The 15,310-nt window shown below is 34.9% G+C and carries 12 protein-coding genes; 11 read left to right on the forward strand and 1 reads right to left on the reverse strand.

The genetic code is table 11. The features are described from left to right. Positions 1-13 precede the first annotated feature (13 nt). From purM to NBE98_RS14335, 6 genes are all read left to right on the forward strand, one after another. Positions 14-1,012 (forward strand): phosphoribosylformylglycinamidine cyclo-ligase, encoded by a 999-nt coding sequence (gene purM / locus NBE98_RS14310; RefSeq protein WP_250815664.1) that lies wholly within the window; start codon positions 14-16, stop codon positions 1,010-1,012. Continuing rightward, on the forward strand, positions 1,000-1,629 hold the full coding sequence (purN, locus tag NBE98_RS14315) for a phosphoribosylglycinamide formyltransferase (protein ID WP_250815666.1): 630 nt from the start codon (positions 1,000-1,002) through the stop codon (positions 1,627-1,629). Before purM ends, purN begins: the two co-directional genes overlap by 13 nt. Further along, positions 1,623-3,122, forward strand: coding sequence for a bifunctional phosphoribosylaminoimidazolecarboxamide formyltransferase/IMP cyclohydrolase (purH, locus tag NBE98_RS14320; protein WP_250815667.1), 1,500 nt, complete (start codon positions 1,623-1,625; stop codon positions 3,120-3,122). The genes purN and purH overlap by 7 nt, the downstream gene beginning before the upstream one ends. Positions 3,123-3,138: 16 nt before the next feature. Continuing rightward, complete coding sequence (gene purD / locus NBE98_RS14325; RefSeq protein WP_250815669.1) at positions 3,139-4,383, forward strand: phosphoribosylamine--glycine ligase; 1,245 nt, start codon at positions 3,139-3,141, stop codon at positions 4,381-4,383. Between the two features lie 216 nt (positions 4,384-4,599). Continuing rightward, complete coding sequence (locus tag NBE98_RS14330; protein WP_250815671.1) at positions 4,600-6,369, forward strand: ABC transporter ATP-binding protein; 1,770 nt, start codon at positions 4,600-4,602, stop codon at positions 6,367-6,369. After that, entirely contained in the window at positions 6,350-8,131 is a 1,782-nt protein-coding gene (locus tag NBE98_RS14335) for an ABC transporter ATP-binding protein (protein WP_250815672.1), read from the forward strand. The genes NBE98_RS14330 and NBE98_RS14335 overlap by 20 nt, the downstream gene beginning before the upstream one ends. Positions 8,132-8,177: 46 nt before the next feature. Here the strand turns inward: NBE98_RS14335 and NBE98_RS14340 are convergent, their stop codons facing one another. Continuing rightward, the gene (locus tag NBE98_RS14340; protein ID WP_250815673.1) at positions 8,178-9,014 is read right to left on the reverse strand and encodes a helix-turn-helix domain-containing protein; all 837 of its coding nucleotides are present in this window, start codon (positions 9,012-9,014) and stop codon (positions 8,178-8,180) included. A gap of 189 nt (positions 9,015-9,203) precedes the next feature. Here NBE98_RS14340 and NBE98_RS14345 point away from each other — a divergent pair, with 189 nt between their 5' ends. From NBE98_RS14345 to NBE98_RS14365, 5 genes are all read left to right on the forward strand, one after another. Beyond that, positions 9,204-10,952 carry an ABC transporter ATP-binding protein gene (locus NBE98_RS14345; protein ID WP_250815674.1) on the forward strand — a complete coding sequence of 583 codons (1,749 nt, stop codon included), beginning with the start codon at positions 9,204-9,206 and terminating at the stop codon, positions 10,950-10,952. Next, a complete protein-coding gene (locus NBE98_RS14350; RefSeq protein WP_250815675.1) occupies positions 10,953-12,734 on the forward strand; it encodes an ABC transporter ATP-binding protein in 1,782 nt (593 codons plus the stop codon). It begins immediately after the preceding gene. Between the two features lie 239 nt (positions 12,735-12,973). Beyond that, positions 12,974-13,897, forward strand: a complete 924-nt coding sequence (pyrB, locus tag NBE98_RS14355; protein WP_250815676.1) for an aspartate carbamoyltransferase — start codon at positions 12,974-12,976, stop codon at positions 13,895-13,897. 11 nt (positions 13,898-13,908) lie between these two features. Next, positions 13,909-14,094, forward strand: coding sequence for a hypothetical protein (locus NBE98_RS14360; RefSeq protein ID WP_250815679.1), 186 nt, complete (start codon positions 13,909-13,911; stop codon positions 14,092-14,094). Positions 14,095-14,108: 14 nt separating this feature from the next. After that, entirely contained in the window at positions 14,109-15,293 is a 1,185-nt protein-coding gene (locus tag NBE98_RS14365; protein ID WP_250815680.1) for a dihydroorotase, read from the forward strand. Positions 15,294-15,310 lie beyond the last annotated feature (17 nt).

Genomic DNA, 15,310 nt, shown 5'->3' on the forward strand with positions numbered 1-15,310 from the left:
GGAAGAACGAAATATGACTACTTATAAGGATTCTGGAGTTAATATTGAGGAAGGCTACAAGTCAGTTAAGCTTATAAAAGAGCATGCACAAAAGACCTTTATACCTGGTGTTTTAAGTAATATAGGAAGCTTTGCAGGAATGTTTGAACTGGGTAAAGGTTATGAAAATCCTGTTCTAGTATCAGGAACAGATGGAGTTGGTACAAAGCTTGACATAGCTTTTAGAACGGAAAAGTATGATACTGTAGGCATAGATTGTGTAGCAATGTGTGTTAATGATATTTTATGCCATGGAGCCAAGCCTTTGTTTTTTCTAGATTATCTTGCCTGCGGAAAGCTTGAGGCAGAGACTGCACAACAGCTTGTTAAAGGAGTTTCAGAAGGATGCTTAGAGGCAGGATGTGCACTTATTGGTGGAGAAACCGCAGAGATGCCAGGCTTTTATAGAGAAGGAGAATACGATATTGCAGGATTTGCAGTAGGAATAGTTGATAAAAATAAGATAATTGATGGCAGCAGTATCAAACTTGGAGATGCTCTTGTAGGAATCGAATCCTCAGGCTTACACAGCAATGGGTATTCTTTGGTTAGAAAGCTTATTTCAGATTTGGGAGCAGAGTTTAATGGAAAAAGCATGGGAGAAGAGCTTTTAACTCCAACGAAAATATATGTTAAGCCTGTTCTTAAGCTTTTAGAAAGCTTTGAAATTAAAGGGATGGCTCATATAACTGGAGGAGGTTTTTATGAAAATATTCCTAGGATGTTCAAGGATAATCTTACTGCTGTAATTTATAAGGATAGCATCAGAATTCCAGAAATACTTAAATATTTGCTAGAGCTTGGGGTAGAAGAGGAGCACGCATTTAACACCTTTAATATGGGGATAGGCTTTGTGCTATGTGTTGACAATGCTGACAAAGAGAAAGTCATAACTGCTTTAAAAGAAATGAACTTGAAGGCATATCACATTGGGCATGTGGAAGCTGGAGGTGCAGGGGTTTGCTTAAAATAGCAGTTCTTATCTCAGGCTCAGGCAGTAATCTTCAGGCAATAATAGATAGCATTGAAGCAGGAAACTTAAACTGTTCCATAGAGATGGTCATAAGTGATAGAGAGGAAGCTTATGGGATTGAGAGAGCTAAAAGCAGGGAGATAAAAACATATGTGATAGACAGAGAACTCCACAGGGATACTCTTTCCCAGGAAATTTTAAAGCTTACCAAAGATAAAATAGATTTAATTGTTTTAGCTGGCTTCCTATCAATACTAGAAGGGGAACTAGTATCAAGCTTTAAAAATAAAATAATAAATATCCATCCATCTCTAATACCTGCCTTCTGTGGCCCGGGAATGTACGGCATAAAAGTTCACCAAAAGGCTGTGGATTACGGGGTTAAATTCTCAGGATGCACAGTGCATTTTGTGGATGAAGGTACAGATACTGGAGCTATAATCTGCCAAAAAATAGTGCCTGTTTTTCCACAGGATTCAGCAGAACTTTTGCAAAAGAGAGTCCTTGAGGAAGAACATAATGCGCTTCCTGAGGTTATTAGGCTGATTGCTGAAAAGAGAATTAAAGTTAAAGGACGAAAGGTTTTAATTGATGAGGGAGGTTTTGAAATATGCTAAAAAGAGCGCTTATAAGTGTTTATGATAAAACAAATTTACTTCCATTAGCAAGATTTTTTAAGGATAAAGATATAGAGATTTTATCTACAGGTGGAACCTATAGATTTTTAAAAGAAAACAATATAGAAGTTACAGAAGTTTCTGAGGTAACTGGCTTTGAGGAAATACTTGACGGCAGAGTTAAAACCCTTCATCCGGTAATACACGGAGGGATACTTGCCATAAGGGATAATAATGAACATATGGAAACAATAAAAAGAAAGGATATAACTCCTATAGATATTGTAGTTGTGAATCTATATCCTTTCTTTGACAAGGTAGAAGAGAATATATCCTTTGAGGAAAAGGTTGAATTTATAGATATTGGTGGCCCTACAATGATAAGAGCAGCAGCTAAGAATTTTAAGGATGTCATTGTGCTAACAGACACAAAAGACTATGAGGATATAATAAATCAACTAGAAAAAAGTGGGCAGGTTGATTTTGTTACTAGGAGACGTTTAGCAGGCAAGGTATTTAACCTTATGTCAGCTTATGATGCAGCTATAAGCGGATTTCTTTTGGAAGACAGTTATCCTGAATATTTTACTGCTTCCTATAAAAAGCTCATGGACTTAAGATATGGTGAAAATCCTCATCAAAGTGCGGCGTATTATACCTCAACTACTGGCAAAGGAGCCATAAAAACATTTAGCCAGTTAAATGGCAAGGAGCTTTCCTACAATAACATTAAGGATATGGATATTGCTTGGAAGGTAGTTAGTGAGTTTGAGGAAACTGTATGCTGTGCAGTAAAACATAACACCCCTTGTGGTGTAGCACTAGGGCAGAGTGTTCAAGAAGCATATTTAAAAGCCTTTGAATGCGATCCTGTTTCTATTTTTGGAGGAATAGTGGCATTCAATAAAAAAGTTGATAAGATAACTGCTGAAGAACTTGTAAAAATATTTTTAGAAATAGTTATTGCACCTGACTTTGACGAGGAAGCTATAGAAGTTTTAAAAGCAAAGAAAAACCTAAGAATTATAAAAGGGGAAAGCAAGCCTCAAAACGACCTAGAGTTTGTTTCAGTAGATGGGGGAATATTAGTACAAGCAACTGATAAAAAGCTTATAGAGGGTATAAATTATGTTACAGAAAAAAAGCCAACAGAACACCAAATGACAGATTTAATGTTTGGAATGAAGGTTGTTAAGTATATAAAGTCTAATGCCATTGTGGTAATTAAGGATGGTATGGCAAAAGGCATTGGTGGCGGACAAACTAATAGAATATGGGCTGCTGCTCAGGCTTTGGATAGAGCAAAGAACGGTGTTGTTTTAGCTTCTGATGCTTTCTTCCCATTTGGCGATGTAGCCGAAGAAGCTGCTAAGCATAACATTAAGGCAATTATTCAGCCAGGTGGATCTATACGAGACAATGATTCAATAGAAGTCTGCAACAATCATGGAATTGCAATGGTGTTTACAGGTATAAGGCACTTTAAGCATTAAGATTGGTGGTGAAGATATGAAGGCAATAGTAATAGGAAGTGGTGGAAGAGAACATGCAATTGCTTGGAAACTATCACAAAGTCAGTTGATAGATAAAATCTACTGTGCTCCAGGAAATGGTGGAACTGCTTTAGAAAATAAATGTGAGAACATAAAAATCTATGACTTTAAAAAACTGTTAAATTTTTCTAAAGATAATAAGATAGATTTTGTGGTAGTTGGGCCTGAAGCTCCTTTAGTTGATGGAATAACGGATATTTTTAAAGCTAACGGAATTAAAATCTTTGGTCCTTCAAAGCAGGCTGCTGCCCTTGAAGGCAGTAAAGCCTTTGCAAAGGATTTTATGAAAAAATATGGAGTCAAAACAGCTGCTTATGAGGTTTTTCATGAACCGTTAAGTGCTTTAAACTATTTAAAGAGCTGTTCCTATCCTATAGTTATAAAAGCAGATGGACTTGCGGCAGGAAAAGGAGTTTCTATATGCCAAAGTCCTAAAGAAGCTGCAGACTGCATCGAGAGCTTTATGGTGGATGATATATTTAAAGGTGCTGGAAGAAGAATTATTATAGAGGAATTCTTAGAAGGTGTTGAGGCCTCAATTCTTGCTGTAACAGATGGAACTACAATAATTCCGTTGTTATCTGCAAAGGATCATAAGACCATTTACGAAAATAATGAAGGACCTAATACTGGTGGAATGGGAGCTGTGACTCCTAACCCTTTCTGCACAAAAGAGGTTTTAGAGAGTTTTAGGACAGAGATAATGGAGCCAACTCTTAAAGGTATTGGCAAAGAGGATATGGATTATGTAGGTGTTATTTTTTTTGGGATTATGATAACTAAAAAAGGAGTGTATCTTCTAGAATACAATGTTAGAATGGGCGATCCCGAAACACAAGCTGTGCTTCCGCTTATGGAAAGCGATTTTGCTGAACTAATAATTAACGCTCTAGATAAAAATCTTTGCAACTATAATCTACGTTGGAAGAATAAATATTCCTGCTGTGTTGTGGCGGCTTCAGGGGGATATCCCAATAAATATAAAATTGGATTTGAAGTAAATGGAATTAGTAATGACGGCGATAAAGTATTTATTGCTGGAGCAAGGCTTGAAGGGGATAAACTGTTAACTTCTGGCGGTAGAGTACTTGCTGTAACCTCTCTGGATGAAAGCTTGGAGAAAGCAAGAATAAGAGCTTACAATGGAATTGATAAAATAAGTTTTAGTGATAGCTATTATCGAAAAGATATTGGATTATAAGAATAAAGCAGAGTTGATTAAGATGGTTCTGAGTTTTGCAGAACCATCTTTTTTATATACACGGTACTATACTCAATTTTTAAAATTTACTTAAAAAATGTAAATATAAGAAAAATATAAGTTCTCTTCATAAAAATACAGTTTAAAAACTCTTTTACTTTTATGGATACGACACATAATAAAAAGAGAAAATTTTTTATGAAGGGGGCAATTTTTATGGCATTTAGATGGGTTTGGCAGCATGTCAGTCAGTACAAAGCAAAAATGTTTATTGGGCTTGCCTTAGTGCTTTTGGTTGCCCTTTTAAATATGGTTGGACCATATGTTTCTGGAATAATAGTAGACCAAGTAATAATAGGGAAAAATAAGAGTTTACTTTTTCCTATTATTACCGCTTTAATAGCTGTAACTATAACTAAGACCATAGCAAAATATATCTTTCAAATAACAATTGAAAGAATATCCCAAAATGTAATCTTCAATATAAGAGAAGAAATTTACAGTGATTTGCAGAAAAAAGACTTTGGTTTCTTTGATTGCACTAGAACTGGGGATATTATGGCAAGGATGACTGGAGACATTGACATGGTTAGGCACTTTGTAGCATGGGTAGTTTATATGGTCTTTGAAAATGGAATGGTATTTTTGTTTGCAGCAGCTGTTATGTTCTATATAAATTTTAAGTTTGCTTTAATACTTATGCTTATTACACCTGTGACAGGATACTTTGCATATAAGCTTGCATTTACAGTAAGACCTACCTTTGAAAATATAAGAAACCAGTTTTCTAAGCTTAATTCTATAGTTCAAGAAAACATAAGCGGTAACAGAATTGTTAAGGCTTTTGCTAAGGAGAAATATGAAACAGAAAAATTTCTAGAAGCCAATGAGGATTTTAGAAAGAGCAATATAGATTCTTCTAGAGTTTGGGAAAAATATTTGCCTATTATTGAAACTACTGCAAATATATTACCCGTAGTCATGTTAATTGTGGGTGGAATAATGGTTATAAGAAAAAGCTTAACATTAGGAGAGCTTGTTACTTTTAATTCCTTCATTTTTGCTCTTAATAATCCAATGAAAGCTTCCGGGTGGCTTATAAATGACATAGAACGATTCAGAGCCTCAGCTGTAAAAATAATAAGTTTGGTTGAAACAAAAACAAAGATAAGCAATGGAGAAGAGGTTTCTAAAAAGGATAAAATAAAAGGGAAAGTAGAACTTAAAAATGTGAGCTTCAAATATGGTGAACAGTGGATTTTAAAAGATATAAGCTTTAAAGCAAGTCCAGGAGAAACTATAGGAATTATTGGACCAACAGGTTCAGGTAAAACTACTTTGATAAATCTGATTTGCAGATTTTATGATGCGTCAGAGGGTGAAGTTTTAGTTGATGGCAACAACGTTAAGCTTTATGATATTAAAACTCTTAGAGAAAATGTTGGAGTTGCTATGCAGGATGTATTTTTATTTTCAGATACAATAGAGGGCAATATTTCCTATGGCGTGCCGAAAATTACAAATGATCAGGTTAAATGGGCAGCAAGCCTTGCTGAGGCTCATAATTTCATACTTAATCTGCCGGATGGCTACGATACAATTGTTGGTGAAAGAGGTGTTGGCCTATCGGGAGGACAAAGACAAAGAATTTCCCTTGCAAGAGCTCTTTTGAGAAACCCTTCAATTTTAATTTTAGATGATACAACCTCAAGCTTGGATTTAGAGACTGAGCAGAAAATATATAAAAGCTTAAAGCCCTATTACAAGGATAAAACAACTTTTGTAATTGCTCATAGAATAGCATCTGTTAAAAATGCAGATAGAATTATAGTTATAGATGAAGGGAAAATTGTTGAACAAGGAAAGCATCAAGAACTTTTGAAAAACAAAGGTTACTACTATAGCGTTTATGAAAGTCAGTGTGGAAAGAAGGAAGACGTTATTGGAGGAAAGGGGGAAGAAATATATGGCAAGAAACAAATTTGATATAGATGAAGAGTTAAAAAGTACATTTAATTTCAAATATTTTAAAAGGCTTATGAAATATATAATGCTTTACAAAAAAGAAGTTTTTCTTGCTATACTGTCCATGCTAATTGCGAGCACAGCAGGTTTAGTAGGGCCATATTTAGTGAAAATTGCATTGGATTATATGATTCCAGGTGGTAATATTTCAGGACTTATAGGACTAAGTGCAATTTACCTCGGAACTCTTATTATAATTGCATTTGCGCTAAAGTATAAGATAAGAACTATGTCTGAGGTTGGGCAAAATATAATCTTTAATATGCGAAAGGATATATTCACTCACTTGCAGAAGCTGCCTTTTCATTACTATGACAATAGACCTCATGGAAAGATATTAGTGAGAGTAGTAAATTATATTAATTCCTTAAGCGATCTCTTGTCTAATGGAATAATTAACATGATATCTGAGCTTTTTAGTTTATTTGTTATTTTGATTTTTATGTTTGCTATAAATGTAAGACTTACTCTTATAAGCATTGTTTCTCTACCTGCTTTAGGGATAGCAATTTTCTTGATAAAAAACGCTCAAAGGAAAGCTTGGCAAAGGGTAAGCAGCAAGACTTCAAATATGAATGCCTATGTTCATGAAAGTATCTGTGGAATGAAAATTACTCAATCCTTCGCAAGAGAAGAGGAGAGTTTAAATATATTCAAAGATTTAAGCAGCGAATATAGAAGGGCTTGGATGAGAGCAGTAGGAATTCAGTTTTTGCTTTGGCCTGCCACAGAAAATATATCCGTGCTTACAGTAAGTGCAATTTATGTTATAGGAATAGCTCAAGTAGGAGCTGGTGTAACAGTTGGGGTTCTCATAGCCTTTATAAGTTATGTGTGGAGGTTCTGGCAGCCTATAACTAACCTTGGAAGTTTCTATAATGCAATAGTTACAGCTATGGCTTATCTAGAAAGAATCTTTGAAACAATGGATGAAAAAGTAACAGTTGAGGATTTGCCCAATGCTAAGGAACTTCCAGATATAAAGGGTAAAGTAGAATTTAAGAATGTAAGTTTTGCCTACGAACCTTCTAAATTGATATTAAACGCTATGAATTTTTCTATAGAACCAGGAGAATGTATAGCCATAGTGGGAACAACGGGTTGTGGAAAAAGTACTATAGTAAATTTAATAAGCAGATTTTATGATATACAAGAAGGCGAAATATTAATAGATGGATTTGATATAAAAGATGTCACACTAGAGTCACTTAGAAAGCAGATGGGTATAATGCTTCAGGACTCTTTTATATTTTCAGGTACAATCATGGATAACATTAGGTATGGAAGACTAGAGGCCACAGACGAAGAAGTGATAGAAGCAGCTAAAGCTGTAAAGGCTCATGATTTTATAATGGAAATGGAAAAGGGTTACTATACTGAGGTTAATGAGAGAGGAACAAGGCTTTCAGTAGGGCAAAGACAACTTGTATGTTTTGCAAGAACATTACTTGCGAAGCCAAAGATTATAATATTGGATGAAGCAACCTCAAGTATAGACACTAAGACTGAAATAGTCTTGCAAAAGGGTCTTGAACAGCTATTGAAAGGTAGAACCTCTTTTATGATTGCTCACAGGCTGTCTACTATTAAGAATGCAAGTAGGATTATGTTTATCGATAAAGGAGAAATTATAGAGGAAGGAAGCCATCAGGAGCTTATGAGAAAAAGAGGAGAATACTATAAACTTTATATTTCTCAATTTGAACTTATGGAAGCTATATAAAAAAATAAATAATGTAAAATGAGAGCGATAAGACAACTTATCGCTCTCATTTTTTTAGTTTTGAAGGTGAAATCCCAAAGTGTTTTTTGAAGAGTTTGCTGAAGTAGTAGGCATCATTATAGCCAACAAGCTTTGCCACTGCTTTTATTGATAGGCTTCCTTTTTCGAGAAGTTCTTTTGCTTTGTCTAACCTAAGATTTATCAAATAATTGATAGGAGAATCTCCGGTTTCCTCTTTAAAAACCTTTGAAAGATATACAGGACTCAAATAATGGTTCTTAGAAAGCTTGTCTAAAGAAATTTCTTCATTGTAGTGGTTATTTATATATTCAATAATCGTATTTACCATAATTGATTTTTCTGAGTACTCAAAACTTAATTTATAGCTGTCAGCCTTATCTTCTACAGAATACAGTTCTCTTATAAGTATTACTATAAGTCTCATTACCAAAGTCTTAAGTACAAGTTCATGGCCAGCCAGCTTGCTTTCTTGTTCAACAATTATTTGATGTATACAAGATGAGAATTCATTTGCATACTTTGTAAGAACAGCTAACGGAGAGGTTCCATCTGGGAGTATAAGGTTTTGAGAGAGACCTTTTAAAAAAAGTTTATTAATACCTATATGAAGCCCCTGTGTGTGAACATCTGAGGGAATAAACTGCTGATGATATATTCCGGGATTGAGAATTAAAAGATTCCCCTCCCTAACTTCATATACAGTATCGTCAATCGTATAAAAAGCAGTGCCTGATACAACATAGTTTAACTCTATGTTATCGTGATAATGATTCTTTCCAGCGTACCCATTCTTATTATCTGATCTGAAAATATATAATATCTGAGGATTAAATTCCTCAGGTTTAATGCAAAGATAACCCATGTAAGCCACCCCAATCAGTATGAAAAATATAAGTTAATCTATATAAGAATATACATCATCATGTTAAAAAAGTACATTTTTATTTTGCTTTATTTAGTTCATAATTTAAAAGGTTAATAAATTAGAAGAAATAGAAGGGGCATAAAAATTAGCAATCTATATGTACTAATAATAAAAGGGGGATACTCAATGGGAAGTATTAAGTGGATTTGGAAATATATTAAACCTTACTCTTGGAAGATGGGCTTAGGATTTATACTCGTTTTATTCTGCTCTGCTCTCAATATGGTTAATCCATATATATCCGGAAAAATTGTAGACAAGGTAATAATCCAGGGGGATAAAAGCCTTCTAGTTATGCTGCTAGTTTCTATGATTGGTGCCACATTCCTTAAATCGGTAATAAGATATTTCTTTCAGATGACCTTTGAGAGGGTATCACAAAATGTAATCTTTAACCTAAGAGAAAAAATTTATTCAAGGCTTCAGGAGCTTGATTTTGATTTCTATAATCAAAATAGAACTGGAGATATTATGGCTAGGATGACAGGCGATATGGATGCGGTAAGGCATTTTGTAGCCTGGGTTGTCTATAATGTCTTAGAGAACGCTGCAATATTTATATTTGCAGTAGTTATGATGGCTTCAATTAGTTTAAAGTTCACTCTGATTTTATTAGCCGTTACTCCGTTAATAGGATTTCTAGCTTATAGAATGACTTTTGAAGTTAAGCCAACCTTCTCAGCAATAAGAGAACAGTTTTCAAAGCTTAACTCTGTAGTTCAGGAAAATATCAGCGGAAATAGAGTGGTTAAGGCCTTTGCAAAAGAGGATTATGAAGTGGAAAAATTTACAAAGGAAAACCAAGGCTACAGACTGAAAAATATGGAATCTGCAAAGGTGTGGGAAAAATATCTGCCTGTATTGGATTCTTTGGCTGGAATGCTTTCCGTCACCATGATCCTTACAGGTGGAATTATGGTTATAAATAAGACTTTAACCTTAAGCGAATTAGTTGTTTTTAATGGACTTATCTGGGCTCTTAACAATCCAATGCGTATGGCCGGATGGCTTATTAACGATATTCAAAGGTTTGCTGCTTCAGCTGAAAAGATAAAAGCTCTTATGGAGGTAGAACCTAAGATTAAAACGGTGGATTTCCCAATGGATAAACAAAGAATAATGGGTCAGGTAGAATTTAGAAATGTAAGCTTCAGTTATGAGAATGAACTTGTTTTGATGAACATTAATTTTACTGCAAAACCAGGTCAAACAGTGGCTATATTAGGTCCTACTGGTTCTGGAAAATCTACTTTAGTAAATCTTATTTGCAGGTTTTATGATGTTACTGAGGGAGAAGTGCTTATTGATGAAATGAACATTAAAGAATGGGACATTAAGAAGATTAGGGATAACACAGCAGTTGCAATGCAGGATATATTCCTATTCTCGGACACTATAGAAGGAAATATTGCCTATGGAGATCCTCAGGCGTCTATGGATCAAGTAAGGAAAGTAGCAGGGCTTGCTGGAGCTCATGAATTTATTACTAATATGCCTGAAGGCTATGACACTATCATTGGTGAAAGAGGAGTTGGTCTATCGGGAGGCCAAAAACAGAGAATCGCTTTGGCAAGAGCTCTTTTAAAGAACCCTTCCATACTAATCTTAGATGATACTACTTCAGCTGTGGATATGGAGACTGAGCACAAGATTCAGAGAGCTTTAAAATCTGTGTATAGCAACAGAACTAATTTTATAATTGCTCATAGGATTTCTTCAGTAAAGAATGCAGATTTAATTCTCGTTATTGATAAAGGCACTATAGTTGAAAAGGGAAAACATGAGGAGCTATTGAGTAAAAAGGGTTACTACTATAATGTATATATGAATCAATTTGGAGACTTTGACAACGTTAAGAGCAAGGAGGTCGTGTAGATGGCAAGAAATAAATTTGATGTTGATGAGAGACTGGAAAGTGAATTTAACATAAATCATTTAAAAAGATTAGGTGGTTATATTAGACCATACAAAAAAGAAGTTTTGGCAACTGTTTTATTAATGCTTCTAGCTAGTGCTGCCAGTCTCATTGGACCTTATCTTATTAAAATAGCTATAGACGCTGAGATTCCACAGGGAGATAAAAAAGGACTTTGGATGCTATCTTTAGTGTTTATATCTACAATAGTGATTACTGGAATCTGTATGAAGTTTAGAATCAGAATTATGTCTTCAATGGGACAGAGAGTTATAGAGAATATAAGACTGGATTTATTTAAGCATCTTCAAAAGCTGCCCTTTACTTTCTATGACAACAGACCTCATGGCAAAATTTTGGTGAGAGTTGTTAACTATGTTAATTCTCTAAGCGATTTACTGTCAAATGGACTTATAAATCTTATTACAGACTTATTTAGCCTTATAGTTATAGTGTGCTTTATGTTTGCAATTGATGCAAGACTTACACTAATTTGTTTGCTTGGCCTTCCTATTTTGGCAGTTGTAGTATTCCTAATAAAAAATGCGCAAAGAAGAGCCTATCAGGTATTAAGCAGCAAACAGTCAAATATGAATGCATATATTCATGAGAGTATAGCAGGCATCAAGGTTACTCAAGCCTTTGCTAGAGAAGAAGAAAACTTAAAAATATTTAGGCAGGTAAGCAACAGCTATAAAATCTCCTGGCTTAAGGCTGTAAGTGTTCAGTTTTTGCTATGGCCAGCAGTTGAGAATATATCAGTAGTTACAGTTTCAGCGGTTTATATATTAGGGATATCGTTGATAGGCAAAGGCGTAACTGTAGGAGTACTGATAGCTTTTATAGGATACATAGGCAGGTTCTGGGCTCCAATTACTAATATAAGCAATTTTTATAACTCGATAATTATGGCCATGGCATATCTTGAAAGAATATTTGAAACTATAGATGAAGAGGTAATTGTTCAAGATGCAGTGGGGGCTAAAGAACTCCCAGATATAAGTGGAAGTGTTTCTTTTGAAAATGTAAGCTTCAGCTACGAAGAAGATAAAAAAATCTTAGATGATATAAGCTTTAAGGTAAAGGAAGGAGAAACCATAGCTTTAGTTGGACCAACTGGAGCAGGAAAAACAACTATAATTAACCTTATAAGCAGATTTTATAATATAGACAGCGGGAACATAAGGATTGACGGAGAAAACATAAGCAAGGTAACTCTTCAATCTTTGAGAAAACAAATGGGAGTTATGCTTCAGGATACCTTTATATTTTCAGGTACAATTATGGATAACATACGATATGGAAAGCTTGAAGCAACCGATGAAGAAGTGATAGCAGCAGCAAAAGCTGTAAAGGCCCATGATTTTATAGTTACTCTTAAGGATGGATACAAAACAGAAGTAAATGAAAGAGGAACTAGGTTGTCGGTAGGACAAAGACAGCTTGTTTCTTTTGCGAGAGCTTTGTTAGCTAATCCTAAAATACTAATTTTGGATGAGGCTACCTCAAGTATTGATACAAAAACAGAAATAGCACTGCAAGAGGGGCTTGAAAGGCTTCTTAAGGGAAGAACCTCCTTTATTATTGCTCACAGGCTTTCAACAATTAAGAATGCATCAAGAATTATGTATATTGATAACGGTAAAATTGTTGAACAGGGAACTCATGATGAGCTTATAAGAATGAAAGGAGAATATTATAAGCTTTATATTTCTCAGTTTGATCTTATGGAAGCTATCTAAGTTAATGAAGCTTGAAAATAACTTGACAAAGTATATATGATGTGATAATATTATGTAAAACCTTTAAGAATGGTTCCGTGAGGCCATGAAGGAAAGCGTAATAGTAGATTTTTATCTTAGCGTAACAAAGAGATAACTACGCCTTCCTTTCTAAAGGAAGGCGTTTTTTAATGCTTAAAATTAATAAGTTTATAACCAACTTTAATTTGGCCCGAGAGGTTAAGAAGGAGGAAAATATCATGTTAAAGGGAAGACACTTAATCGATCCAATGGACTTTTCCTTGGACGAGTTCGAAGAGATTTTTCAGCTTGCAAATCAAATTATTGAATGTCCACAAGAATTTTCACATCTTTGTCAGGGTAAGCTTTTAGCTACCTTATTCTATGAACCAAGCACAAGAACAAGATTTAGCTTTGAAGCTGCTATGCTTAGACTTGGCGGCAGTGTACTTGGTTTTTCAGAACCTAATTCCAGTTCAGTTGCTAAAGGGGAAAGTGTAGCAGATACTATAAGAACAGTTGCTTGCTATGCTGATATAGCTGTTATGAGACATCCAAAGGAAGGTGCCCCGAAGGTAGCTTCTATCTACTCTACAATTCCAGTTATTAATGCCGGAGACGGCGGTCATCATCATCCAACTCAAACCTTAACAGATCTGTTAACAATAAAATCTATAAAAAACAGCCTTGAAAACCATGTCATTGGAATATGCGGCGATCTAAAGTTTGGAAGAACAGTGCACTCGCTTATAAAGGCTCTTTCAAGATATAAAAATAATAAGTTTGTTCTTATATCTCCCAAAGAATTAAAAATCCCGGAGTATATTAAAAAAGAGATTCTTCAAAAAAATAATATTGATTTTATTGAATCTGAAACTATGGAAGAAGTTATGGACAAGATAGACATTCTTTACATGACAAGGATTCAGAGAGAAAGGTTTTTTAGTGAGGAAGAATATCTAAGGCTTAAGGACAGCTATATCCTTGATGTAGACAAGATGAAGAAAGCTAAAGAAGATATGATAGTGCTTCATCCTCTTCCTAGAGTAAATGAGATAGCCTATGAGGTAGATGAAGACCATAGAGCCTGCTATTTTGATCAGGCTAAATATGGAATGTATGTGAGAATGGCACTAATAGCTAAATTATTAGGTGTTAGATAGGAGGATGTAAAATGTTAAATATGAATTTAATAAAGGATCAAATTAAAATAAACAGCAAAGTAAAGGAAACAAGAAGGTGTAAAAACCCAAGATGTATAACTTCAACTGAACATAATGCGCCAAAGCTTTTTTATGTGTCAGATAAGAAAAAGGGTGAATACAGATGCGAATATTGTGATGAAGTATATACTGCGTAAAGGATGGGTTATGAATGGAACTTTTAATTAAAAACGCAAGAGTAATAGATGCGTCTCAGGATTTTAAAGGAGATGTTTATATAAAATTTGGGACTATTCAGGAGCTTGGGGCAAACTTAACCAAGAACTGTGAAACTATAGATGCAGAGGGTCTAGTGCTTATGCCTTCCTTTGTAGATTTACATGCTCACTTTAGGGATCCAGGGCAGACCTATAAGGAAGATATATATTCAGGAAGCCTTGCTGCAGCATGTGGCGGCTACACAGCAGTAAATTTAATGGCAAATACTAATCCAGTCTGCAGTCACATGGAGACCGTTAATTATGTGCTTGATAAGTCTAGAACGCTAGATTTAATAGATATTCACCAGACAGTATCTATAACTAAGGATATGCAGGGAGAATGCACAAAACACTTAGATAGCCTAGATGCAGAAGTAAAAATGATTTCAGACGATGGTAGAGGTGTTTCAGACAGCAAGGTCATGCTTGAGGCAATGAATAAAGCAAAGGAAAAAAATATTATGGTTATATCACATGCGGAGAGCGAGGAATTAACCGAAGTAGATACACGTCTTGCTGAAAACACCATGACTTGGAGAGATATAACCTTAGCTAAGTTTACAGGATGCCATCTGCATGTAGCTCACGTCAGTACAAAAGAAGCTATGAAGTCAGTTATAGAAGCTAAAAAAGACGGTGTTAAGGTAAGCTGTGAGGTAACTCCACATCATCTTGCTTTAACAAAAGAAACAGATTATAGGGTAAATCCACCTCTGAGAGAAAATGAGGATATAGATTATCTTATAGAGGCGATTAGAGAAGGCTTTGTAGATACCATAGCTACAGACCATGCACCTCATAGCTATGAAGATAAGCTAAAAGGCGCAAATGGAATTTCGGGCATTGAGACAGCTTTTTCGGTATGTTTTACAAAGCTTGTAGAGGAAGGTCATATAACTTTAAATAAGCTTTCAGAGTTGATGTCAAAAAATCCTGCAAAGCTTATGAGAGTTAACAAGGGAGAAATAAAAATTGGTTATGAAGGAGATTTAGTCTTAGCTGATTTAAACAGTAGCTATGTAGTTGATGCAAGCAGCTTTAAGTCTAAAGGAAAGAATACGCCTTTTAGTGGAAAGGTACTTAAGGGAGAAATTATTAAGACAATTAAAGGCGGCAGAGTAATCTTTAGCAAATAATTAAGTTAAAGTCCTAA

Origin of the sequence: Clostridium swellfunianum, from assembly GCF_023656515.1 — a bacterium.
GTDB classification, from domain to species: Bacteria; Bacillota; Clostridia; order Clostridiales; family Clostridiaceae; genus Clostridium_AT; species Clostridium_AT swellfunianum.